Origin of the sequence: Candidatus Methylomicrobium oryzae (genome assembly GCF_016745425.1) — a bacterium.
GTDB classification, from domain to species: Bacteria; Pseudomonadota; Gammaproteobacteria; order Methylococcales; family Methylomonadaceae; genus Methylomicrobium; species Methylomicrobium oryzae.
Window position 1 is genome coordinate 149,799 of record NZ_JAERVK010000007.1, and the last position, 21,661, is coordinate 171,459.

The window sequence follows — 21,661 nt, forward strand, 5'->3', positions numbered from 1 at the left end:
TAACGATGAACCTTAATCGAGAACGGCCAACAGTTTGGCGGTAATTTCTCCGACGTCGCCGACACCGGCAACCGTGGCGAATTTGGCGGTTTGACCCTCGGCGGAATAATAGCCGACCAGCGGTTTGGTCTGTTCGTGATAAACCTGGAGGCGTTTGCGAACCGTTTCTTCCTTGTCGTCGTCGCGCTGGATCAGCGGCTCGCCGGTCACGTCATCGATGTTATCGACTTTCGGCGGATTGAAAATCACATGGTAGCTGCGTCCCGAGGCAGGGTGGACGCGCCGGCCGGCCATCCGCTTGACGATTTCCTCGTCATCGACGGCGATTTCGACGACATGGGTAATGTCGATGCCCATCGCCTTCAAGCCTTCGGCCTGTGCGATCGTGCGCGGGAATCCATCCAACAAAAAGCCGTTGCTGCAGTCATCCTGGGCGATGCGCTCCTTGATCAGCCCCAGAATAATATCGTCCGACACCAGAGCGCCCGCATCCATCACTTTTTTGGCTTCAATCCCCAAAGGCGTTCCCGCTCTGACCGCGGCACGCAGCATATCGCCCGTCGAAATCTGGGGAATGCCGTATTTTTGAGTGATGAATTGAGCCTGAGTCCCCTTGCCGGATCCCGGGCTCCCTAAAAGGATAATGCGCATGAAATAACTCCCGATCATTTTTGCGTCGTTAAAAAATGCTTTCAAATTAAGAAGCTTGACCGCATATTCTATAACAGTTCAGTTTTAAACTGTTGTAAAATTTGTTAGCTTTATTTGAAGGATGTCTTGACAAAAATTTCTCAATTCGTAGAGACTAATCACTTCCCAAATAAAAGAGATTCTCTTACTTGAACGACTTACCTCTCGGTTTACTTTGGGCCTTGCTGGCCCTGATGCTCGTCTTATCCTCATTTTTTTCCGGCTCCGAGACCGCATTGATGATGCTGAACCGGTATCGGCTGAAGCATCTGGTCAAATTGAAGCATAAAGGCGCCAGCAAGGCCCATCATCTACTGCAGCGCCCCGACCGTTTGATCAGCCTGATCCTGCTCGGGAATGTCTTCGTGAACATCGCCGCCTCCTCGATCGCCACGGTGATTGCGATCCGGCTCTATGGCGAAGACGAATCGGTCATTACGATTGCGGCGGTTTTGCTAACGATCGTGGTGTTGATCTTTTCCGAAGTCACGCCGAAAACCCTGGCCGCGGTAAAGCCCGAAGCGCTGGCATTTCCGGCCGCCTGGATCTACGTCCCGCTTCTGAAAGCCGCTTACCCGCTGGTATTGAGCATCAACCTGACCGCAAACCTGCTGCTCCGGATGGTCGGCGTCCAGGTCAGCAAAAACAGCCACGAAACCCTGAACAAGGAAGAACTGCGCAGCATCGTCACCGAGGCGGAAAGCCTGATTCCCTCGCGCTACCAGAAAATGCTGCTCGGCATTCTCGATCTCGAATCGGCGACGGTCGAAGACATCATGACCCCGCGCAACGAAATCTACGGAATCGACCTGGAACTGCCGATCGAAGAAATCGTCAACCAGATCAGGAACAGCCCGCACACGCGTTTGCCGGTGTATAAGAAAAGCATCGACCGGGTCGTCGGATTTTTACACCTGCGCAATGTGCTGGTAAAAATCAATCAGGAGAATTTCGACAAACAGATGCTGATGAATGCGTTGACCAAACCGGCCTTCATTCCGGACAGCACGCCGATCCACAACCAGATTCAGCATTTTAAGATGGAAAAGTTGCGGATCGGCCTGGTGGTCGACGAGTACGGCGACGTGCAGGGGCTCGTAACCCTCGACGATTTGTTGCAGGAAATCGTCGGCGAACTGGTCACCGACGAAATAACCGTCAAGAAACAACCCGACGGCAGCTATCTGGTCGATGCAGGCATCACGATCCGGGAATTGAATCGGCTGATGCAATGGGAACTGCCGACCGAAGGCCCTAAAACGTTGAACGGCCTGATCATCGAATTCATGGAAACAATCCCCGAGGAAGGTACCAGCATCAAACTGCACGGTTACCCGCTGGAAATCATCCAAAGCGACCAGAGCGCGGTCAAGCTGGTCAAATTTTTAATCGAACAATAAAGATAGCCTTATGCGGCATGGCACAGTCATCCTGTTTGCGCCAAAACAGGGGTAACAAATAAGGCGAACGCCACGCCGATGCACAAAACCGATTTCATTCCCGGCCGGGCAGAAACGGTACGAAAGTCACGGGCTCGAGTTCTTCAATCTCATAGCCGTTCTCGGTCCTGAACACCCGCTGCAGTTCCTGCCTGCCGCCCCGCCCGATCGGAATGATCATCACACCGCCGACCGCCATTTGTTCGAGCAGCATTTCGGGAATTTCGGAAGGCGCCGCCGCCACCAGAATCCCGTCATACGGCGCGTGTTCGGGCCAGCCCCAGCCGCCGTCGCTGTGCAGATAGCTGATATTCTTCAGCCTCAGGCTCCATAAATGATCCTTGGCCTTCTTATGCAGCGGCAGGATCCGTTCGACCGTATACACATGGTCCACCAACTGCGCCAGAATCGCGGTCTGATAGCCGCAGCCGGTCCCGATTTCCAGCACTTTGCCGGGACGCCCGAATTCAAGCAGCAATTCGGTCATCTTGGCGACGGTATAAGGCTGCGAAATGGTCTGGTTGAAACCGATCGGCAGCGCCGTATCCTCATAAGCCCGGCTCGACAGCGCTTCGTCCACAAAAATATGCCGCGGCGTCCGGCTCATCACATCCAGCACTTTGTTGTTGCGGATGCCCTGTTCGAGCAGGCGCTTGGCCATCCGTTCCCGGGTCCGCCGCGAAGTCATGCCGATGCCTTGCAAGGTTGAATTCATGCGCAAGCCTCCCCGGAAAGCCAGTTTCTAACCATATTGACTCTATCGTACCAAGTCAAATCCAATTGCAGCGGCGTAATCGAGACAAACCCCAGGCTGACGGCATGAAAATCGGTCCCCGGCCCCGCGTCCTGCTCCGCACCGGGCGGGCCTATCCAATAAATCGACCGTCCGCGCGGATCCCGCTGTTTGATTACCGGTTCCGACTTGTGCCGCTGGCCCAACCGGGTCGCCCGGTAGCCCTGAAGATCGCCGGGCGCGACGTCCGGCACGTTCACGTTCAGCAGGGTATCGCGCGGCAACGGCTTGTCGATGAGGCGCTTCAACAGCACGACCGCCACCTCGGCCGCCGTTTCGAAATGCTGCGGCTCTTCGTTGCAGGCCAGCGAAATCGCCACCGCCGGCAAGCCCAGAAAGCGCCCTTCGGTGGCTGCAGCGACCGTGCCCGAATACAGGACATCGTCGCCCAGATTCGCGCCGTGGTTGATTCCCGCGAACACCATGTCCGGTTCCGGTTCCAGGAGCCCCGTAATGGCCAAGTGCACGCAATCGGTCGGCGTGCCGTCGACTTTGATGAAGCCGTTGTCGGCCACGTGCGCGCGAAGCGGCATTTCCAGAGTCAGCGAATTGCTGGCCGCGCTGCGATTGCGATCGGGTGCCACGACCGAGATATCGGCATAGGGGCGCAAGGCGTCGGCCAGCGCGGCGAGCCCTTCGGCCAGATAACCGTCATCGTTACTCAACAAAATATGCATTTATGGTTAGCCCAAAAGCGGAATCCGCTATAAAATCTCAAAATATTAGCAACAATGCCCCATAAAATCAGCTTTCGTGACAAAAAAAATCCCCGATTCCGAGGACAGCGAACTGTTCCGTCTCGCCATCGGCAAGGTACGTGCGATCAAGGACGACAAAGTACGGCCGGGTAGCGGCGAAAAACCGAAGCCGTACCCGAAACATCAACCCGCCGAAGCCGAAAGCCGCCTTGCCGAACAACAGAACTACGACCTGGATACGGTCAGCATCGAAGACCGGCTCAGCTATCTGGCGCCGGGGGTACAGAAAAACGTGCCCGCCAAAATGCGCAAGGGCCAGTTCGGACTGGACGCCGAAATCGACCTGCACGGCCTGACCGGCGAGGAAGCGAAACGCCAACTCCTGGCGTTCCTGCAACGCGCGGTGATCGATGGCTGCCGCTGCGTACTGATCATTCACGGCAAGGGCTACCGTTCGCCCGACAATCTGCCGGTTCTGAAAAACAGTCTGAACCTCTGGCTGCGCCAGCACCAGGATGTACTGGCCTTCTGCTCGGCAAGACCACAGGACGGCGGGGCGGGCGCAGTGCTGGTCCTGCTCAGGTTGTCCGAAAAATTCGCCAAAAGAGACGAGCTGCTATTTTAGGAAAGATTCGTAGGGTGTGCTGAACGCAGTGAAGCGCACCGAACATTCTATATTCCATTGTAGGGTATGCTGCGCGTACCATTTTTTAAAGCGTTTTAACAAAAGACTATCAAGGTACGCTCAGCGTACCCTACGGAATTTTCCACCCCTACGCACGCATCGTAAAGCCATGTAAACATGGGCAGAGAATATGAAAGGAAAGACAGATTACCAATGACGACGGCTCAATCATTCCAATCGATCACCTCGCGCAGCAGCGCCGTCGCATAACTGCCGGCGGGCAGCGAAAAGCGCAACTGCAGCCGGTCATCCGAGAACTCCCATGCCAAATCCGGCACGTTGACCCGCAGCGCCCGCCGTTCGATTTCGACGCCGCTGTCCTGGAGCCCCTCCGCCAGTTCGGGAAGGCGCCCGATCACTTCAGCTTCGAGCGCCGCTACCGCCTCCGTAACCTCGCTGTCGCCTCGCCCCCAGAGGACACCGGTCGGATGGATTTCTCCGGCCTCGACGCGTCCCGCTATCGCCCGATCCAGGGCATCGGCTTTAAAACGGCTGTGCGACTGGTCCAGCATGCAGATTTCGCCCGGCAGCGGGCGATTCCAGGTCCGTTGCTCGACGCGGCTCGCCAGCACCTGATTGAACAGGAACGAACGCGCCGCCGACAGATAAAGGCTGCGCTGCTCGCGGCCGGCCTTCTTCCCCTGAAACAGGGCCAGCGCCTGCTCGACATTGCGCCCCTGATGCCCGAAACGCTGTTCGCCGAAATAGTTGGGGATACCCGAAACCTTGAGCGCATTCAACTGCGCTTCGGCTTTATCCCGATCGCCTTGCCAATCCCTAACGGTCAAACCGAAACGGTTACAGGATAAAGCGCCGCGCTGCAGTTTGCGCGCATGGCGGGTCGCCTGAAGCACTTCGATCGAAGCCGAGGCGAACGCGGCCCAGTCCGGATCGGCTTTGCCCGGCAGCCAGACGCTGAACCATTGGGTGGTGACCGCGTGGCGGTCCTTGAGCCCCGCAAAGCCGATGTCGCGCTGCCTGACATCCGCAAAACGGGCCAGTTGCCGTGCCACATAGTCGGTATTCTCGCCGGTTTTGCGAATCTGCAGGAAAGCATGCTCGCCCGTTCCGGACGGCTCGAACGCCAGCAATTCTTCGACGATGAAGTCTTCGGGAAAGGTACGGATGGTGCCCCGGCCCGAAGGGCCGCCGTATGCAAAAGGCCAGGCAGGAAGGATAAAATGAGACATTTCAAATCGGCGTAATTTACCATGCCTCTCACCGGGAATACAAAGGCGGCAGCGCCGATCCGAAACGGTTTATTCCGGCAAGATCTCCCGCCTCTCCGGTAAGCTTGCCCGCGAATGAATGATTTTACGCAGCATTCTCCAAAGAATGCTGCGTTATTTTTGTCGTTTTACAAGGTGATCCGCACGCCGACCCACCCTGCCCTGGGCGCGCCCGGCGATACGAAGCGGGGATTGTTGAACGCATCGCCCAACACTTCGTCCGGCTGGCCGAAAGTCCCGAACGAGTTGTAGTGGTTGTCGAAGATGTTGTCGAGCTTGCCGAACACGGCGAAGTGCTTGTTGAACTTGTACTCGGCCCGCGCGTTGAACAGCCAGTAGCCCTGCAACTGGCTGGTCAGATTCGCCTCGTCGCCGCGGAAAAACTGGTCGCTGCTGTACAAGCCGTCGATCGCCAGCGACAGCCGCCGCCAGAGCTCGACGCCGACCGATGCCTTGAAGATATGTTCCGGTATGCCCGGTATTTTGTCGCCGCGCTCGACGACCGCCGCCTGATCGTTATTTAATGGATTTTGAATCAGGAAGCTATCCAGGTAACGCGCATTCAGGTAGGTATAATTCGCCGAAAAATTCCAGTCGTCGATCGTGCTGAACAAGGCCGGAATCAGCGAGTTCACGCCCGCTTCCACGCCGTAGCGGCGGGTCTGCCCCACGTTGCTGAAAAAACCCTCGCTGATGCTGTCGCCGCTGCGATGGAATATGATGTCGTCATGATTCGTCGTATGGAAATAGCCGAGATTCCATTTGGTATCGCCTTTGCCGATCAGCTTGTTGAGGTCGCCGCGGAAACCGCCTTCCCAGGTCTTCGCGACCACTTGGTCGAGCGGCGGATCGGACACGAACGCATTCGGCAGGCGGCACGGATCGTTCGGATCGGCGCAGCTCAGCTCCATCGGCGTCGGCACCCGGGACGATTCGCCGTAGCTGCCGTACACGCCCAGATGATCGAAAATTTGGTAAGTCAGGCCCGCGGACGGATTGAACCGCTCGTAGCTGTGCTTACTGCTCAGCTTGTCCTCGCCGTCTTCCCCGATATACTGGTTTTTCATCGTGATGCTGACATGGTTGTAGCGGCCCGCCAGCGTCGCGGTCAGTTTGTCGGTGAGCGAGAAACTGTCGCTCAGATAAAAGCCGTAGGTTTCGGTCACCGTATTCAGTCGCACCCTGGCGTCTTCCACCAAAATGCCGCTGCCGATCGTGCCCCGGTCGGGCGTCAGTTGCGCCAGTTCGGTATCCGAACCGAAATGCACGTCCGCGTAATCGTAGCTGCCGCCCACAAGCAGATTGTTTTTATGCCCGAACCAGTCGTGGTCGAACATCGCCTGCAGAGTGCCGCCGCGGCTGCGGTTGTAGGTTTCGCTGGTGTTTTGGGTCGCGCCCTCGACGCTGTCACTGGCCGCAATTTGATTGCCGAAAACATCTTGGGCGATTTGACCGTCCCCGTTGCACAAAAACGCGTCATCGAACGCGCATTCGTCAAAATCGCTGTCGTCGCCGTTGAAGGTCCGGATCCGGTTCTGCCGGTAATAGGCGTTGGCGCTCAGCTCGATCTTGTCGGTCAAGGCATAGCTGCCGGCCAATTCGGAGAAAAACATCCGGGTAATGGTCTGGTCGGGATGGGTGAACACCGCGTTCCGGTCGATCTGCTGCAGTTGAACCGGCGCCGCGCCGTTGCCGCGCATGTCGTTGTCGTTCGCGCCCAGGGTCAAATCGAGATTCGCCCGGTCATTACGCCAGCTCAGCGTACCGAAAACCTGATTGGCCTCGGTCGGCGAAAAATTGCGCCAGCCCTGTTCGTCGAAATGGTGCAGGTCGATGAAATAGCCGAAGGTGCCGTTGTTCCAGCCGCTGCTCAGCTCTTCCGAATGCCGGTCCCAGGAACCGCCGTACGCCTCGAACTGATGTTTCGGCGCCGAAAAGCCGGTCTTCGTTTTCAGCGAGATGGCCCCGCCCAGGCTGTTCAATCCGTACAGCGGATTGGAGCCCGGATACAGCTCCATCGTATCGATCGCGCCGCGCGGAATCAGGTCCCAGTTGACCGTATCGCCGAACGGCTCGTTGAAGCGGACGCCGTTCACGTAGGTCGACAGGCCCTGCGGCAACCCCAGCAAAGGGGAAGCGACGAAACCGCGGTAATAAACATCGGGCTGCAGGGGATTATTTTGCGCCTCGTTCACATGCACGCTGCCGAGGTGGCGGTTCATGTACTCGGACAGGGAAATGCTCTGAGCCTTTTCCATCTGTTCGGCATTCGCGGTCTGGATATTCGCCGCTACTTTTTTGGCGTCGATACCGCTGCCGGACAGCGGCGCCACATCGATCACTTCGACTACGTCGAGATTTTCGGGCTGCTCTTCCTCAGCTACGGCAGCCGACAGCACGGCCAGGTAACATAAGGAGATAGAGACGAGTCGGTTCATGTATTCTTCTTTTTGGATAAAAAATGCCGGCCATCTTAGCCAAATCATTTTTCCGCTGCCAGCCGTCAGCCCAAAAAAGGAAATTTTCCCGACCCTTCAACTTAGAGGATTTTCAAACCGATCGCCAGCCGCGCCAGTTCGGCAGCCGTATTGACTTTCAGCTTGGCTTTGATCTGCGTGCTGTAATTCGCCACGGTCTTGACGCCCAGGCACAGCTCGTCGGCCGCTTCGTGCGTGGTCAGTCCCTTGGCGAGCAGGCGGAACACGTCGAACTCCTTCGGCGACAGCGCCGCCAGCAGCGCCTGATAATCCGGCTGCCCGGCCCGGAACGCCGCATCCGAGGCTTTCAATCCGGCTTCGATGTAATCTTCGCCTCCGGCAATGGCCTGCACGGCCGTAATCAGCATTTCCGGCGCGCTGCTTTTGGTAATGTAACCTTTCGCGCCGGCCGCGAGCGCCCGCTCGACATAGACTTTCTCGTCATGGATGCTGAACACCAGAATCTTCGCTTCGGCATCGCGCGCGGTAATCCGGCGGATGCCTTCCAGCCCGCCGATTCCCGGCATCGACAAATCCATCACTACGACATCCGGCCGAAAGTCTTCGTACAGTTTGCAGGCTTCCTCGCAACGCGACGCTTCGGCCACGACTTCGATCGCATCGACCGACGCCAAGAGCAGCCGAAAACCGGCCCGCACCACCGCATGGTCATCGACCAGCAAGACTCTGATTTTCATAACCCTTATATTCCAAATGCATTGAATATCCGCAAAAACAGCCATCCCGACAGGCCGGTTGCCGCGAGCAAGGCAAACGCCGCCGCCTTTAAGGCGCGCGCACTGAAAATTGCCGTTTTACCGCGCACTACCGGCGCATCGCGAAACAATCGGCAGTCCGGAGGCGGATATTCACCCGCCTTATACACCTTGCCTCCCAGTCTCCAAAGATATATCGCCAAACCGCCAAGCGGCAGCAACGAGACTGCCGCCAACAGAATCAGACCGATACGGAGCCGCCGCTTTAACTCGCCGGGTTCGGTTAATAACGCTTGGGGCAAACGTTCGAGCCAGTTCTCGAAGCCGACGATCAACAAGCTGCCGATGGCACCGACCGCAAGTACCAGCAGCAGCGCCCGCTGCTGCGCTCTGGCGTCCGCTTTACGCATGTCGGTCATTCTTTCTCCAGCATGGGAGCGGCAATGAAAAACGGCCGCCAACTAGCCGACAGCGATTATTCGGGCAAATCCGCTGCGCAGCTTTCGACCGCCGTGACCGAATAAGCCGTGGTGTTCGTATCGGCGTCAACCGCGCGCAGTTTTCTGATGAAATCCCGAAAGGCGTTGGGCGGAGCGAGATCGCTTTCTTCCACGCAACTCGAAAACCCGCCTTCGATGCCGTAGCCGTAGACGACGAACAGAGAAATCACATTGTCTGCGATCGCCTTGCCGATCGTCTTTCTCACCTTGCGGAAAGCCTCTTCGTCCACGCCGGGCCCGATGCCGCCGATATGGATTTCGGCCGCCTTGCCTTCGAACGATACCTCGCGCTCGCACGGCGCTTCTTGCGCATCCGGCAAGTCGTCAAGTGCCTGGAAGCCCAGCTCGGCCGCATCGCTCAAGTCTTTGGCGGGAATGTCGTACAGATTCAGGCGACCGGTTTCGGCGCCGCAGACCGCCGGATAAATCAAACCGTCCGTCCCGCAACGCGCCTGCCTGGCCGGAATATTCGCCTGCGCCAGTTCTTTTTTCATGGTTTTGAGGGCGATGCCTGCGCTCTCGCACTGGATAGCGCCGCTGTATTTTGCCACCGTCACCCAACCGCTTTCCGCCTCGGCCGCAAACGCCGCCGTCAGCCCCAAGCCGAGCCCCAAACAAAACTTTAACCGGTACATCATGAAGCCTCCATTGAAAAGCCGTATCGAATTCGATCGTTAACGTCATATTTTCTCGCAAAAGCCGGCCCGGCCCCGCCAGCCGCAAAGAATCCGATACATTAGAACAAAGACATCACGTTGACAATCCTTCGATTGCCGGCATGTAAAAGCGTTCGGCGCCGAGACCACGAAAAACTTGGGCAAAATGATCCGGCACTAATCTCGCCGCGAAGTCCTACCGGTTCTGAAAGTTTCGTGCGGCATATCAGGGGTTCTAAAACACTGATGAAGCCCCGGCATAAGGCCGGGGAAAACGCAGTGCCCGTCAACAAATTAACTGGCGCGGCAAAGTAGCTTCAATGAGGCCCCGGCATAAGGCCGGGGAAAACACAGGAAAGGACCGTTGGCGTTGGAACAAACAAACCGCTTCAATGAGGCCCCGGCATAAGGCCGGGGAAAACGTTTGCCGTGACAGAACGGCCGGACGGACTGAGATCGGGCTTCAATGAGGCCCCGGCATAAGGCCGGGGAAAACCGACATAATGGCCGCGGAAGACTTCGAAACCATGCTCGCTTCAATGAGGCCCCGGCATAAGGCCGGGGAAAACCAGAATGGCGCCAGGTCGATCATGCCTTTGCTCCGGGCTTCAATGAGGCCCCGGCATAAGGCCGGGGAAAACAAAAAGCTTTTCAAGCGCATTACAAACCCTTGGGGGCTTCAATGAGGCCCCGGCATAAGGCCGGGGAAAACCTAAGCTGCCTGTGCGGCAGCGGACTCTGACAGCGCGCTTCAATGAGGCCCCGGCATAAGGCCGGGGAAAACCCCAAACCTTCCTGCGGCAGCCGCCGCGTTTTCGAGCTTCAATGAGGCCCCGGCATAAGGCCGGGGAAAACTTCCCACGAGCGCGCGGGTGTAATAATGCTCCGGGGCTTCAATGAGGCCCCGGCATAAGGCCGGGGAAAACCACGGTAGTGCAGCCCGATAACGCCGCAATCACAAAGCTTCAATGAGGCCCCGGCATAAGGCCGGGGAAAACTTCGGTGGCCGGATAGGGATAACCCTTTGTCGCATAGGCTTCAATGAGGCCCCGGCATAAGGCCGGGGAAAACCCAGCCATCCGTACCGGCGTCCCTGGCGTTTCATCGCTTCAATGAGGCCCCGGCATAAGGCCGGGGAAAACGGCGCTTTATGAAATTATTCCTGCCGGCTCCGGCGGCTTCAATGAGGCCCCGGCATAAGGCCGGGGAAAACGACTTCTAGTTTTTCTTGGTCTCCATCAAATGAAATAGCTTCAATGAGGCCCCGGCATAAGGCCGGGGAAAACCTCCTTCGCATATTGGCCGCCAGTCCCCCCACTGCTTGCTTCAATGAGGCCCCGGCATAAGGCCGGGGAAAACAAGGTGAGAGCAAGATGTTATACCTCCAACCAAGTCGCTTCAATGAGGCCCCGGCATAAGGCCGGGGAAAACCTGGTTTTCGGCATTACCGTCGCCTGCGATTCTTAAAGCTTCAATGAGGCCCCGGCATAAGGCCGGGGAAAACCTTGATGCGCCGGTCTTTCTCAAAGAGCCTATGCAGGCTTCAATGAGGCCCCGGCATAAGGCCGGGGAAAACGAAAGGCGGGCAAGGCTCCCTCGAGTTCGAAATCAGGCTTCAATGAGGCCCCGGCATAAGGCCGGGGAAAACTCCGGACCCCAGTTGAGAGTACGACCTGGCAATAGGCTTCAATGAGGCCCCGGCATAAGGCCGGGGAAAACGCCGCCATGATCGCGGCCAGCGAAGCCGCCGACCAAGCTTCAATGAGGCCCCGGCATAAGGCCGGGGAAAACTCGCCCGCGTTCAGCAGTTCGCCGATCACATGGAACAGCTTCAATGAGGCCCCGGCATAAGGCCGGGGAAAACTGCCAATGTGTAGCAACTTGCTACACTCCGGCAAGACGCTTCAATGAGGCCCCGGCATAAGGCCGGGGAAAACGATTTGCTTCTCGCCGCAGCACGGACAGCGCGTCCAGCTTCAATGAGGCCCCGGCATAAGGCCGGGGAAAACTAGTAAATCTTGATGACAAGTACTACCTGCTGGACTGCTTCAATGAGGCCCCGGCATAAGGCCGGGGAAAACTGCAGCGTGCTTTGCAACAAGGCCTGAGTTATCTCTGCTTCAATGAGGCCCCGGCATAAGGCCGGGGAAAACCAGGGGGTGTAATCGTACCGGGAGGCCTGCAGCTTTGCTTCAATGAGGCCCCGGCATAAGGCCGGGGAAAACCATAGCGGTGCTTTTAAGAGCTCCTAAACCTGTTACGCTTCAATGAGGCCCCGGCATAAGGCCGGGGAAAACTGAAGATCTGGCGCACGTGGGCGCGCGTGTCCTGGCTTCAATGAGGCCCCGGCATAAGGCCGGGGAAAACAATTCGTTTCGTGTCAGGATGTTCATGTTATTCACCTGCTTCAATGAGGCCCCGGCATAAGGCCGGGGAAAACGAGCCCTGCGGCCATGTGGCGCATGACCGATTCCATGCTTCAATGAGGCCCCGGCATAAGGCCGGGGAAAACCATTTCCCGATCTGCGGCGTAAGCCGAGCACTTGAGGCTTCAATGAGGCCCCGGCATAAGGCCGGGGAAAACAACCGGCGCCTGCCCCGGTTCCGGTTCCGGTTCCGCGCTTCAATGAGGCCCCGGCATAAGGCCGGGGAAAACGTCGAAGACTAATCCGTAGTATTTTCCAGCTCCGACGCTTCAATGAGGCCCCGGCATAAGGCCGGGGAAAACGATCTATGAGCACATGACCCGGTCCGTCGACCGGCGGGCTTCAATGAGGCCCCGGCATAAGGCCGGGGAAAACCCGTAACGCGGAACAGCGCTGCCCTGCGCTGTTGGCTTCAATGAGGCCCCGGCATAAGGCCGGGGAAAACAAGGCACACACAAACTGCAAAGCGACGCTCTAACTAGGCTTCAATGAGGCCCCGGCATAAGGCCGGGGAAAACCGCCGGGATCGGGCTGTACATGCTCTGTGCGGACGGCGCTTCAATGAGGCCCCGGCATAAGGCCGGGGAAAACAGCCCGCGCTGAAAGCCTTGAAAACCAAGGCTTAGCGCAGCCAAATGCGAGCGCTGACCTAACCGGCGCCTCAGCAATTATACATAACCCGTAACCCAAACCCATACCCATTTGTAATAACCTGATTTTTAAAGAACAATTCTTCGCGAGCGCTGCCGCTGATTTTTGCGCCACTGCAGCGCTCGCCCGGAACCGGCAAAAAATAGAGCCATCGGCAATTGCTCCATGCATTGTGCTCTCGATCGCTTGTTCCCGACGCGATCTACCTCCCTCATCCATGAGGTCGTCGATCGCTTGTTCCCGACGCGATCTACCTCGCCCTTCCTTGGGCTCGTACCTTCTACATCCCTGTAGTCGTCACACAATCACCGGCTGACGTTCCAGCATTTCAAATTCTTTGCCCAAGCTGACCACTTGCGGCTTGACCGATTCGGCGGGCCCCACGTTGATAATCAGAACATGATCCTCGGTATGATGAATGATGCCGTCCAGCAGAGCGATCAATTCGGCATGGCGCTTACGGCTCAGGCGGCATTGAAAAACCGATAGCTGCAGCCAGTCGCCGTAGCCTTTCATCAGCTTGAACACGCGCCGCCAGCGCTTCGGATCGCTGATATCGTAAGTGACCAGATACAGATATTCGTAAGCCGCCATCAGCGTGTCGTAAAGTTGGGATACTCGGCCAGCTCGCCGAGCAGATAGCGGCCGAACAGCCGCGCCTGAATTTCGAACAAGCGCCGGTATTCGGTCTTATATCCGAACAGCGGATGCGTGACTTCCTGCGCCAAACGGCGTTCGAAAGCCGCGATGAAGCGTTTGCGCCCTGCTTCGTTCAACGCCACACTGCCGGCTGCACTGATAAAATCGCTCGGACGCACTTCGCCGTTGTTGATCACCTGCAGCACGGTCGAATCGGCGACCAGGGGACGGAACGGCTCCATCAAATCGAGCGCCAGGGCCGGACGGCCATAGCGCGGCTGGTGGTAGAATCCCCGGTAGGCATCCAGTCCGACCGCACTCGCATTCATCGTCCAGGTCCTGACCAGCATCGAATAGGCGAAAGACAGCAGCGCATTGACCGGATCGGTCGGCGGCCGGCGGTTGCGGGTTTCGAAATCGAAACTCATCTGCCGGGGATCGTCCGATTTTTTGATCAGCTTGTCGAATGCGCCGAAATACTCTGCCGCGGCCGCCCCTTCTATCCCGAGCAATTGCTGCAGGTCGGTCGCGCGCTGGGATTTTTCGCCCAGCGCCTTTAACCGGTCGAGCAATGCGTCGGGCTTGTCATCGCCGCGCCAATTGCGCCGAAGCAGCGTCCGGCAATTCTGAATCTTCGCACGCACCAGCCCGCGAGCAATCGCCAAACAGGTATGCTCTTCAAAGCTGGCGCGATATTGCGCGGTACGCAGTTCGACGTTCTTGTGCCCGGTGCCGACGGTATGGCCGATGAACCAGCCGCCGTAGGTATGCCAGCTGACCGGAATATTGCGCTTCATCAACTCCTGCAGACACGGCGTCGTGATATAGACGTTGCCCATCACCACGACCTGAGACACATCGATCAGCCGCGCGCTCTGCACCAGCGTATCGTCGACGCTGATTTCCAGCTCCTCCGCATTCTTCGCGATCTTGCCTTTGTACGCCTGCACATACACCGGCAGCGCCTCGTCGCGCATCACCGCCAGCGGCCTGGGCTCGATGTCGCCGCCCTGCAGAAAATTGACCTCCTCGGGCAGGCAAATGCCGACCAGCGAACAGCGCGGACATTTCGGACTGTCGACGAGCGGCTGCGGAATATGACCGCCTGCCGCGATCAGGCGCAGGCCGTTGACCGCGTTCATCGTCAAATCCTGCAAATCCTGATCGAATTCCACCCGCACCCGCTCGCGGCTTTCGGCAAAATACAGCTCGCCTTCCTCGCAAACGTAACCGTGCTCCTTCAACACCAGCCCCTGCACGCACAACTGCACGCGTTCGGGATCGTAAGCGTTTTTGGCGATATGCGGGGGCTTGCCTCGCTTGTAGTCCACCGGCGTAACCCTGCCGTCTTCGGCTTCAAGCAAATCCAGCTTGGCGATCAGCCCCAACCGGTTCGACGACAAGGTAATCGAACGCCCGTGCAGCACCTCATGTTGCTCGATTTCATCCGCTTCCGGGAAATTCCGCGCCGGCTTATCCACGCGCCGATGCGTATGATCGCCCTCCACCGTATCCGCCGACGCCGCCCATTCGCCCTGCACCCATTCCAGATACGCCAGCCGCGGGCAATACTGATACTCGTTCACCATCCTCGCCGGCAACAGCGGCATGTCGCCGCCGAGTTCCGGGAACGGCATCGGGAGTTCGAGTTGGAGAGGTGTGTCGTTTTCCGGCATCGTGGCGATTTGATTAAAACATTACCGAATGAACCTGTAAGTTGAAGAATAGCCTAGAATCCAGGGTTTTTCTTAAGTAACAACAGATTCATTAATTCTGCTTTGCCAAATTTGTTCAGGGCCGTCTGGAAGCGCGTATCCAGGGCCAAAGATAACAAATTCCACAATAATGAAACGCAGTTTCTTTCAATCAAGTATTTTGAGGCATCCATAAATAGCCCTGCAACCAAAGCGTACCTTCCATGTCGGCGCCCACTACCGGCGCCTCATCGCCTTGCCAGTCGCGGCGCGTGATGACGATATCAAGATTAACGTCTTCGGTTTCGTAATCGGATAAACGCAATACGGTCACCCGCACCAGCCAACCGTCCTGCCCCAAAAAGTCCGCAAACGGTTTGACGCTTTTGACCGGACCGCGAAAGCTGTGGTCATCGTTATCCCAATCCGTTATCGGCAGCAAAGACGCCATGCCTTCCAAGCAAAGGACCGTTGGCAACTCGGCGGGCTCGCCATCGTCGTGATCGCCGGTGAGCAGCGTTCTCCAAGCGAGAACGTCGGGATTCGGCGAATAAGGCAATTCCATTAATCGCGCAGGTTGAGCCGAATAGGCCAAGCCGGTCAGAATAAAGTCGTAATGTCCGCCCTGCCGGTACCACAGCCGATTGGTGAGAAAATGCGCATCGAAGAAGGTAATTTCCGCTTCTCCCAAGCCTGCCGTAATTTGAGCTTCGACACCGCTCTCCCAAACCTTGACATGATTCAACGTCAGCGTGTGCTGAATGCCCTCCGACCAAAAAGGGTAAAGACTGGCCATTTCCGTGGTTTTGTTATCGGCATTGATGCGGCAAGTCAAAATAACGCCCCGCCGCTGCATGGGCCAAACCAGATGAAATCCCTGAAGCCATTTTGACGGCAATTCTTCTGGCACCGGTCGATGAAGACCGAAACCTTCCATGATCTGCGCCTGTGCCAGCATTTGCGGCAAGTTTCTGAGCACTTCCGCCGCTTCGTCGACGAAAGGCTGCCAGTGTGAACCCATCGAGTGGGCTGCCTCTCCTTCTTCGAAATCAAACGTGGATTCCGGCCAAAGGACAGGATCCGAAAGAGCCTTTCGCGCCTGGGATTTGGCCTCTTCAAGCCAGACCGACTCCGCGTCAAGACTCCAGGGGCTAATGTCTGCCGTTTCCCACTGCAACAATATGTTGCCTTGTGTTTCAAAACGCAAACCGATATAGACCATGCCGACGTAGGTTACCATGCCCGGTCCGTGAATTCTGTGGATAATGCGGTCGTTTGGCGAGTATGAGTGATTTTGCGGCATGCGAAGCTCCGTTTGGTCAAACAGAATTATTCTGAAGCGGCGTAACTTCTTCCTAATCGACATAAACATCCCGAGCTCCCAAATGGCTGCCGAATCCTGGTGCCAAAGAACCTGTAATCGGTTCAAGGAGTTCAAGCCGCCGAAATGTTGGGACGGAGTTACAAACTCCGCCCCGAGTGAAGGCTCTTAATTGTAGAAGGGCTCCTGTCAAGGCATATCGGACTCATCCAGAAGTTGAGTGACAGTGTCGTAAAGAGCCGGCAAAGACATTTCAATGGTATGCCAAACCGTTAAATCATTCACGGAGGCGTAACCGTGAATCAACAGATTGCGAAAGGCAACGATTTGCGGCAATTCGGGAATGCGTTCAGCCCAGCGCGGTTCGATTTTGCCGAGTTGATTCAGCGCTTCGCCAATGATCTCGAACTGCCGTTCGACGGCGGAACGTAACAGCAAATTGCCGGCGTAGTCACCGTAACTTCTGCCCTCGACAAACTCCAAAATGGCGGCGGCCGCCTCGCGTGCATCCCAGAGATAGGCACGAGGGTCACGCTGCATAGACTACCTCGCGGCTTCGATCGATGCCGGCCTGGACGTATGGATTTCTCAAAGCGGACGCTTCCGCCAGATCGACTTCGCAACCAATAATGCGCGCCAAATCGCTTCGAAAATCGAAAAAAATTTTTAAAGAAGGGCTATCTGGCGAAGACGAAAATTCCACCAGAAAATCCGCATCGCTTACACCCGGAGTAAAATCGAGTCCGCGCGCCGCGGAGCCGAAGACTTCCAGGCGCCGCACGCGATAACGCCGGCAAAGTTCGGCGATGGCCGGTTGGTGTTTTTGAATAAGTAGATGCATAGTATTTTTAAGTCCGTGGTTGGATACGCTTTACTTTATCCAAATGCTCGGTTCGCGCCTGCGGGTGAAAATAGTAATTCACTTCAGCAAGGACCGGGCTTCCCGATCGACTTCATCGGCGGGTATGCGTACTGCCTCCCCTCGATCCAGTTCATCGGCGCGACGCGCAACCTCTTGAAACCAAAGCTGTTCGACCTCGGCTTCGGTCAAGGTGTCGAGACTGGACAACAATTGTTCAGCCAATTCTGCCCGCTCTTGGGGAGAAAGCAGCAAGGCTTCACAGCGAATGGTTTCAATGTTCATAACAATTTACCTCTATTAAAGCCTTAATTTTAGAGTAGGCCAACGTAGCTAATTCATCGGGCATTGTAAAGCCGCTTGGGCATACAATAAGGTTATCGAACCGCCTTCAAGCAGGGAAACTAGGAGTGAAGTTTTTGTAATACTGGTTTGGCGCTATTCGTCCGCAACGATAAATTTGGATTACTCCTCGTTGATTCAATTCTGCTCTCGACGGTATCGGACAGTGAAGTTCGGGAAGTGAAATTAAGGATCGTATTGAATCGATTCCCAGCGGCGAATCCCAGATAGGCCAAGTAAAAAATGAGCGTCTTCCGTTTTCGTAAAAGCCGGTAGTCATAAGTTTATTTTTGCAAGGCATAGCCGGAAAGAGCGCCATTGCTTCAATCGCAAGAGCATTGGCTCCACGTATCGTTTGTGGACCATATTTTTTGTTAGTTTGTGAACTTGGGTCATGCCAGCGCAATGCATACCGCTGATCTTCGAGAGGATCCCACCGTAAACTAAAACCTTCATCCCTATAGTCCCATATTTCAAATAATGCTCGTTGTAAAACATCAAAATCTGTTGCTTGGCGAATTGCAATAGCGTAGGCAGTTAGACCTTGTCCCGCCGCATCGCCACTTCTAACCATCCGAAAATCTGTACTTTCAAAAACTTCCTTATCTTTTATAACCTCGCTACCAAATGCCGTAAGCAAATCAGCCGTTCTTCTATCTTTTTGGGAACAAAAATTCTGAGTGTCGCGAAGTGCCCCGGTAAAACTCCCTATAGCAAATGGCAATTTTTTATCGATCTCGAATACAGTCATGGGCATATTGGCCAATTCTTGATTCAACGATTCGACAAAAACATATTTATCATTTCCACAATTCCATAATGCAGGGCGTAATGCTCCGGAAATAGGCATCCATGACAAACGAACATTGGAAAATAGCCTTGCACTAACAACGAGTGTTCCTAACGCAGCTAAAAATCCTAATGGATTAGAACCGTCCAATCCTTTTAATTTGAGAAAATCATTCATTTTCAACATCCTCTTGGTGTAATTCCTCCCATTCACTCCGTCGATGATCTGCCAGGCGTAAAATAGCCTCCAGCCAAGCCAAACCCCACCAACCGAAATGCCGGGTTAATCGCCAGAATCTTTCCGAAACGCCTGAATCCAAACGTTCAAGGTTAGTAGGGCCTTGATACTCTAATGTCCAATTCTTCCAATCGATGACAACGTCGGGGACTGTCTCGTCGATTATCACCGGTGCAAAAGGACGGCAATATCCATGATGGCTTTCCACCAGATGCAAAACTAAATCGCGTAACAGATCGTCGCTCGGAAGCAGTTCGGGACATTTTTCCATTAATCGGGTTGACAGTAGTTCATGTCTCCCACCTTTGGGGTAACCGCTACGTTTTCTCGCTTTCTCGCTTTCGCGACGGCTTTGCAGCATTTCGGGGGATTTGGCTAACAATTCTCCTAATCCCAACGGAATACCGCCCCTTAACCACGCCTGAAAACGAGGATCGACTTTGCCTAGATCATGACCGGAAGCGGCCAAAGTCAAGACATCGACGATGGGTTGAGGCAAACCGCAACCCATAGCAAATTTGTGAGCCCATTCAGCAACACCATCAAGATGAATGAATAGATTTTGCTTTATGGCGGTGCCGGAAGCGGAAATGTCGGATTCATCGCTGAATAAGTCAGGTTCATCGGCTTCCTCCGCTCTGGGCAGAGGCTGTTTGCTTAAAGCAACCAAGCCTTCGAGCGGATGAAGCAACACACTGATCTTGTTTTTCTTGTCCGCCAAATGTCCGGTTATAAACCGTAACCATTTAGGTGCCGCGGTTTCATCTGAAACATCTCGTAAAACTTGGAGCAGGTCATCACGCAAGTCATCGGCATCCTCTTCGTAGCGATCTTTTGCTTGGCGGAGCAACTCTCGCAAGTGGTTTACACTTTCGCATTGCGGCCAATATGCAATCAAATCGGGATGAAGCCTAAGCACTGCTTTAGCACGTGCTTGAGCGTTTGCCCGGTCTCCCCAGTCCAGCACCGGCTGACCGTTTTCATGCCGGGAAAAATCGCCTAATGTTTCCCATCCGCCGAGTTTTGCCGGGATAACCAAAACATCACCGGGGCGTAACTTCTCAGGATCAAGCAACATTTCTGATTCTTCCGGACTGTTCCAACGAACGACCTTGCGTTTTAGCGTTTGATTTACTTCACCATCGGCTTCTATTTCGCCTTCTAAATCCGATTGTTCAGACCGGCTGGAATCGTCTCCGGTTAACCAACGGCGCATATAATGGATCGGAACAGCCAAACATTCGGCAGCAGACGGCGGCACCAAGGACAGAATTTCTTTCCAACTTTCTTGCGTTGATCCTATTTCCAAATCGGCCCGCCAACACACTTGTACATCGGCGGAACGGTTACCAGGCCCGTGCAGAAAAACTCCGACATCAGGCGTCGGTTGTGGAATAGGCGAGGTTTGCGCCCAGCAATCGACGTGAGCAGGCAGCATGATCGGCGCATGAAGATCCGGCGCATTGAGCTTTTGCAACTCGTCAGGTTCCGGTAACCGATCAGAAAGCGCCGAAACACCCATGTCGAGACTTGGCTGCTGGTTTAACCATTCCCAAGTTGCGGCAAGCGCTTTACCGTAAATTAGGTCTTCGTAACCGGCTTTGGCTTGATCGGCGCTTATCAAAATGGCGGCCGAGGCATCAAAAGGCCGCCCCATCCGATTCAAGCGGCCAAAGCGCTGACGTAGCGCGTCAAGACTGGCACATTCAGAGACCAGCACATCAAAATCCAGGTTGGCACCCACTTCCAAAGTCTGCGTGGCGACAACGAAAATGGGATGTTCGAGGCGTCTATTCCGGGAGTGTTCGGCGGACAATTCAGCCAAGCGATCGGTTACGGTTTCGTCTTTGTCGATCGGGCGCATTCGCCCAGTTAGAAGAATGGCGGCATTGCCGTGTTTATCCTTCAACAGCCGCCAGGTTTCTCGCGCAATTGCCACGCGGTTGCAGAAGATGACGATTGCCGGCTTCCCTTCGTTTGAGAGTACAGCGTTTCCGGCTAATGCTCCGGCTTTTTTTACCAATGCCGATGCCATTTCCTCGATATATTTGTCGCCCTTGGCTTTTGGAACCAATTCTAAGTCGACTAGCTTGCTTGCAAGCTGTCTGTCTCCCAAAGGATGGCCTTTCGTTTGCGGTTCTGCGGATTCATCTATGAATACATCCGTCAAACCTGCTGGCGGTGTAGCGCTCATCACCGCCCCATGGAAAGGTGTAGTGATGGCTGAATCGCTCCATTGCCGGTATTTTTTAACAGCAATTAAAGTATCGAGAAAGGGTTGGGCACAATGCGCTTCGTCCAGCAAAATCAGAGCGTCATTGCCGGTCAGCCCGGCGTGAATCGGCCATGTACCGGAGCCTGGTCCATAAGCTCGGAATAACAGGCGCGAACCCAATTGATCGACAGTACTGGCGACGATAGTCGGTTGTATGGGGCTTTTAGCCCAAGCATTGGAGCGGTACATGCCGCCGCGCAACTGAAAAACCGCAAGGGGAGTATCGCTGCCCGCAAGTTTGCGCAGTCTGCCCGCGACTTTCTTCAAAATGCCGCTGTCAGCATTTTTAAGTTTGTTCGCAAGTTTCCTCGCTCGCTCATAGGCCTCATCGACAATGACCCGCCTATCGACCACAAAGAATATACGGCGAGGCGCGCTTAACGGTAAACCTTGATCCAATCGGTCAGCTTGAACCGCCAAAGCAAACACGGCAATATCAATACAGGCGGTTTTCCCGGATGCAGTAGACAACTGAATGGACTCAGGCCAAACTTGCTCCGTATTTTCGATGACACGTTTTGCAAGAGCCGTTTACCAGGCGAAC

Annotated in this window: 17 protein-coding genes, 1 pseudogene and 1 CRISPR repeat array; of the genes and pseudogenes, 2 read left to right on the forward strand and 16 right to left on the reverse strand. The window is 55.5% G+C overall.

Annotated elements, in window-relative coordinates:
• Positions 1-12 precede the first annotated feature (12 nt).
• Positions 13-651, reverse strand: a complete 639-nt coding sequence (adk, locus tag JJL52_RS09705; protein ID WP_202052209.1) for an adenylate kinase — start codon at positions 649-651, stop codon at positions 13-15.
• Positions 652-839: 188 nt separating this feature from the next.
• Between adk and JJL52_RS09710 the strand changes: the two genes are divergently transcribed.
• Positions 840-2,090 carry an HlyC/CorC family transporter gene (locus tag JJL52_RS09710; protein ID WP_202052210.1) on the forward strand — a complete coding sequence of 417 codons (1,251 nt, stop codon included), beginning with the start codon at positions 840-842 and terminating at the stop codon, positions 2,088-2,090.
• Positions 2,091-2,184: 94 nt separating this feature from the next.
• Here JJL52_RS09710 and JJL52_RS09715 read toward each other — a convergent pair whose 3' ends face one another.
• On the reverse strand, positions 2,185-2,844 hold the full coding sequence (locus JJL52_RS09715; RefSeq protein ID WP_202052211.1) for a protein-L-isoaspartate(D-aspartate) O-methyltransferase: 660 nt from the start codon (positions 2,842-2,844) through the stop codon (positions 2,185-2,187).
• On the reverse strand, positions 2,841-3,599 hold the full coding sequence (gene surE / locus JJL52_RS09720; protein WP_202052212.1) for a 5'/3'-nucleotidase SurE: 759 nt from the start codon (positions 3,597-3,599) through the stop codon (positions 2,841-2,843). Before surE ends, JJL52_RS09715 begins: the two co-directional genes overlap by 4 nt.
• A 76-nt stretch (positions 3,600-3,675) precedes the next feature.
• On the opposite strand from surE, the gene JJL52_RS09725 reads away from it, so the two are divergent.
• Positions 3,676-4,245 carry a Smr/MutS family protein gene (locus JJL52_RS09725; RefSeq protein WP_202052213.1) on the forward strand — a complete coding sequence of 190 codons (570 nt, stop codon included), beginning with the start codon at positions 3,676-3,678 and terminating at the stop codon, positions 4,243-4,245.
• A gap of 224 nt (positions 4,246-4,469) precedes the next feature.
• Here JJL52_RS09725 and truD read toward each other — a convergent pair whose 3' ends face one another.
• The 13 genes and pseudogenes from truD to cas3g all read right to left on the reverse strand — a co-directional run.
• Positions 4,470-5,495 carry a tRNA pseudouridine(13) synthase TruD gene (truD, locus tag JJL52_RS09730; RefSeq protein WP_202052214.1) on the reverse strand — a complete coding sequence of 342 codons (1,026 nt, stop codon included), beginning with the start codon at positions 5,493-5,495 and terminating at the stop codon, positions 4,470-4,472.
• 167 nt (positions 5,496-5,662) lie between these two features.
• Positions 5,663-7,972: a TonB-dependent receptor gene (locus tag JJL52_RS09735; RefSeq protein ID WP_202052215.1), complete on the reverse strand. Its 2,310-nt coding sequence runs from the start codon at positions 7,970-7,972 to the stop codon at positions 5,663-5,665.
• Between the two features lie 101 nt (positions 7,973-8,073).
• Positions 8,074-8,709 carry a response regulator gene (locus tag JJL52_RS09740; protein ID WP_202052216.1) on the reverse strand — a complete coding sequence of 212 codons (636 nt, stop codon included), beginning with the start codon at positions 8,707-8,709 and terminating at the stop codon, positions 8,074-8,076.
• 5 nt (positions 8,710-8,714) lie between these two features.
• Positions 8,715-9,146, reverse strand: coding sequence for a hypothetical protein (locus JJL52_RS09745; RefSeq protein ID WP_202052217.1), 432 nt, complete (start codon positions 9,144-9,146; stop codon positions 8,715-8,717).
• A 56-nt stretch (positions 9,147-9,202) separates the two neighbouring features.
• Positions 9,203-9,862: a hypothetical protein gene (locus JJL52_RS09750; RefSeq protein WP_202052218.1), complete on the reverse strand. Its 660-nt coding sequence runs from the start codon at positions 9,860-9,862 to the stop codon at positions 9,203-9,205.
• Positions 9,863-10,123: 261 nt separating this feature from the next.
• Positions 10,124-12,900: direct repeats of the CRISPR family, unit length 36 nt; unit sequence GCTTCAATGAGGCCCCGGCATAAGGCCGGGGAAAAC.
• 357 nt (positions 12,901-13,257) lie between these two features.
• The gene (cas2, locus tag JJL52_RS09755; RefSeq protein WP_202052219.1) at positions 13,258-13,554 is read right to left on the reverse strand and encodes a CRISPR-associated endonuclease Cas2; all 297 of its coding nucleotides are present in this window, start codon (positions 13,552-13,554) and stop codon (positions 13,258-13,260) included.
• Complete coding sequence (gene cas4g/cas1g / locus JJL52_RS09760; protein ID WP_202052220.1) at positions 13,554-15,275, reverse strand: CRISPR-associated endonuclease Cas4g/Cas1g; 1,722 nt, start codon at positions 15,273-15,275, stop codon at positions 13,554-13,556. Before cas4g/cas1g ends, cas2 begins: the two co-directional genes overlap by 1 nt.
• 190 nt (positions 15,276-15,465) lie before the next feature.
• Positions 15,466-16,665 (reverse strand): hypothetical protein, encoded by a 1,200-nt coding sequence (locus tag JJL52_RS09765; protein WP_202052221.1) that lies wholly within the window; start codon positions 16,663-16,665, stop codon positions 15,466-15,468.
• Positions 16,666-16,803: 138 nt separating this feature from the next.
• Positions 16,804-17,154, reverse strand: coding sequence for a HepT-like ribonuclease domain-containing protein (locus JJL52_RS09770; RefSeq protein ID WP_202052222.1), 351 nt, complete (start codon positions 17,152-17,154; stop codon positions 16,804-16,806).
• Positions 17,144-17,455, reverse strand: a complete 312-nt coding sequence (locus tag JJL52_RS09775; RefSeq protein WP_202052223.1) for a nucleotidyltransferase family protein — start codon at positions 17,453-17,455, stop codon at positions 17,144-17,146. Before JJL52_RS09775 ends, JJL52_RS09770 begins: the two co-directional genes overlap by 11 nt.
• A gap of 78 nt (positions 17,456-17,533) precedes the next feature.
• Positions 17,534-17,758, reverse strand: coding sequence for an addiction module protein (locus JJL52_RS09780; RefSeq protein WP_202052224.1), 225 nt, complete (start codon positions 17,756-17,758; stop codon positions 17,534-17,536).
• Between the two features lie 106 nt (positions 17,759-17,864).
• Entirely contained in the window at positions 17,865-18,782 is a 918-nt protein-coding gene (locus JJL52_RS09785) for a type I-G CRISPR-associated protein, Cas3-extension family (RefSeq protein WP_202052225.1), read from the reverse strand.
• Positions 18,775-21,630: pseudogene (cas3g, locus tag JJL52_RS21775) on the reverse strand (type I-G CRISPR-associated helicase/endonuclease Cas3g); the annotation flags it as partial. The gene JJL52_RS09785 and the pseudogene cas3g, both read right to left, overlap by 8 nt.
• Between the last annotated feature and the right edge of the window lie 31 nt (positions 21,631-21,661).

Bases quoted from the DNA above. Each gene is read 5' to 3' on its own strand.
- surE (WP_202052212.1), bottom strand. From the start codon at position 3,599: ATGCATATTTTGTTGAGTAACGATGACGGTTATCTGGCCGAAGGGCTC.
- adk (WP_202052209.1), bottom strand. From the start codon at position 651: ATGCGCATTATCCTTTTAGGGAGCCCGGGATCCGGCAAGGGGACTCAG.
- JJL52_RS09745 (WP_202052217.1), bottom strand. From the start codon at position 9,146: ATGACCGACATGCGTAAAGCGGACGCCAGAGCGCAGCAGCGGGCGCTG.
- JJL52_RS09735 (WP_202052215.1), bottom strand. From the start codon at position 7,972: ATGAACCGACTCGTCTCTATCTCCTTATGTTACCTGGCCGTGCTGTCG.
- JJL52_RS09740 (WP_202052216.1), bottom strand. From the start codon at position 8,709: ATGAAAATCAGAGTCTTGCTGGTCGATGACCATGCGGTGGTGCGGGCC.
- JJL52_RS09715 (WP_202052211.1), bottom strand. From the start codon at position 2,844: ATGAATTCAACCTTGCAAGGCATCGGCATGACTTCGCGGCGGACCCGG.
- JJL52_RS09775 (WP_202052223.1), bottom strand. From the start codon at position 17,455: ATGCATCTACTTATTCAAAAACACCAACCGGCCATCGCCGAACTTTGC.
- JJL52_RS09765 (WP_202052221.1), bottom strand. From the start codon at position 16,665: ATGTTTATGTCGATTAGGAAGAAGTTACGCCGCTTCAGAATAATTCTG.
- JJL52_RS09750 (WP_202052218.1), bottom strand. From the start codon at position 9,862: ATGTACCGGTTAAAGTTTTGTTTGGGGCTCGGCTTGGGGCTGACGGCG.
- JJL52_RS09770 (WP_202052222.1), bottom strand. From the start codon at position 17,154: ATGCAGCGTGACCCTCGTGCCTATCTCTGGGATGCACGCGAGGCGGCC.
- JJL52_RS09780 (WP_202052224.1), bottom strand. From the start codon at position 17,758: ATGAACATTGAAACCATTCGCTGTGAAGCCTTGCTGCTTTCTCCCCAA.
- cas4g/cas1g (WP_202052220.1), bottom strand. From the start codon at position 15,275: ATGCCGGAAAACGACACACCTCTCCAACTCGAACTCCCGATGCCGTTC.
- JJL52_RS09785 (WP_202052225.1), bottom strand. From the start codon at position 18,782: ATGAATGATTTTCTCAAATTAAAAGGATTGGACGGTTCTAATCCATTA.
- truD (WP_202052214.1), bottom strand. From the start codon at position 5,495: ATGTCTCATTTTATCCTTCCTGCCTGGCCTTTTGCATACGGCGGCCCT.
- cas2 (WP_202052219.1), bottom strand. From the start codon at position 13,554: ATGGCGGCTTACGAATATCTGTATCTGGTCACTTACGATATCAGCGAT.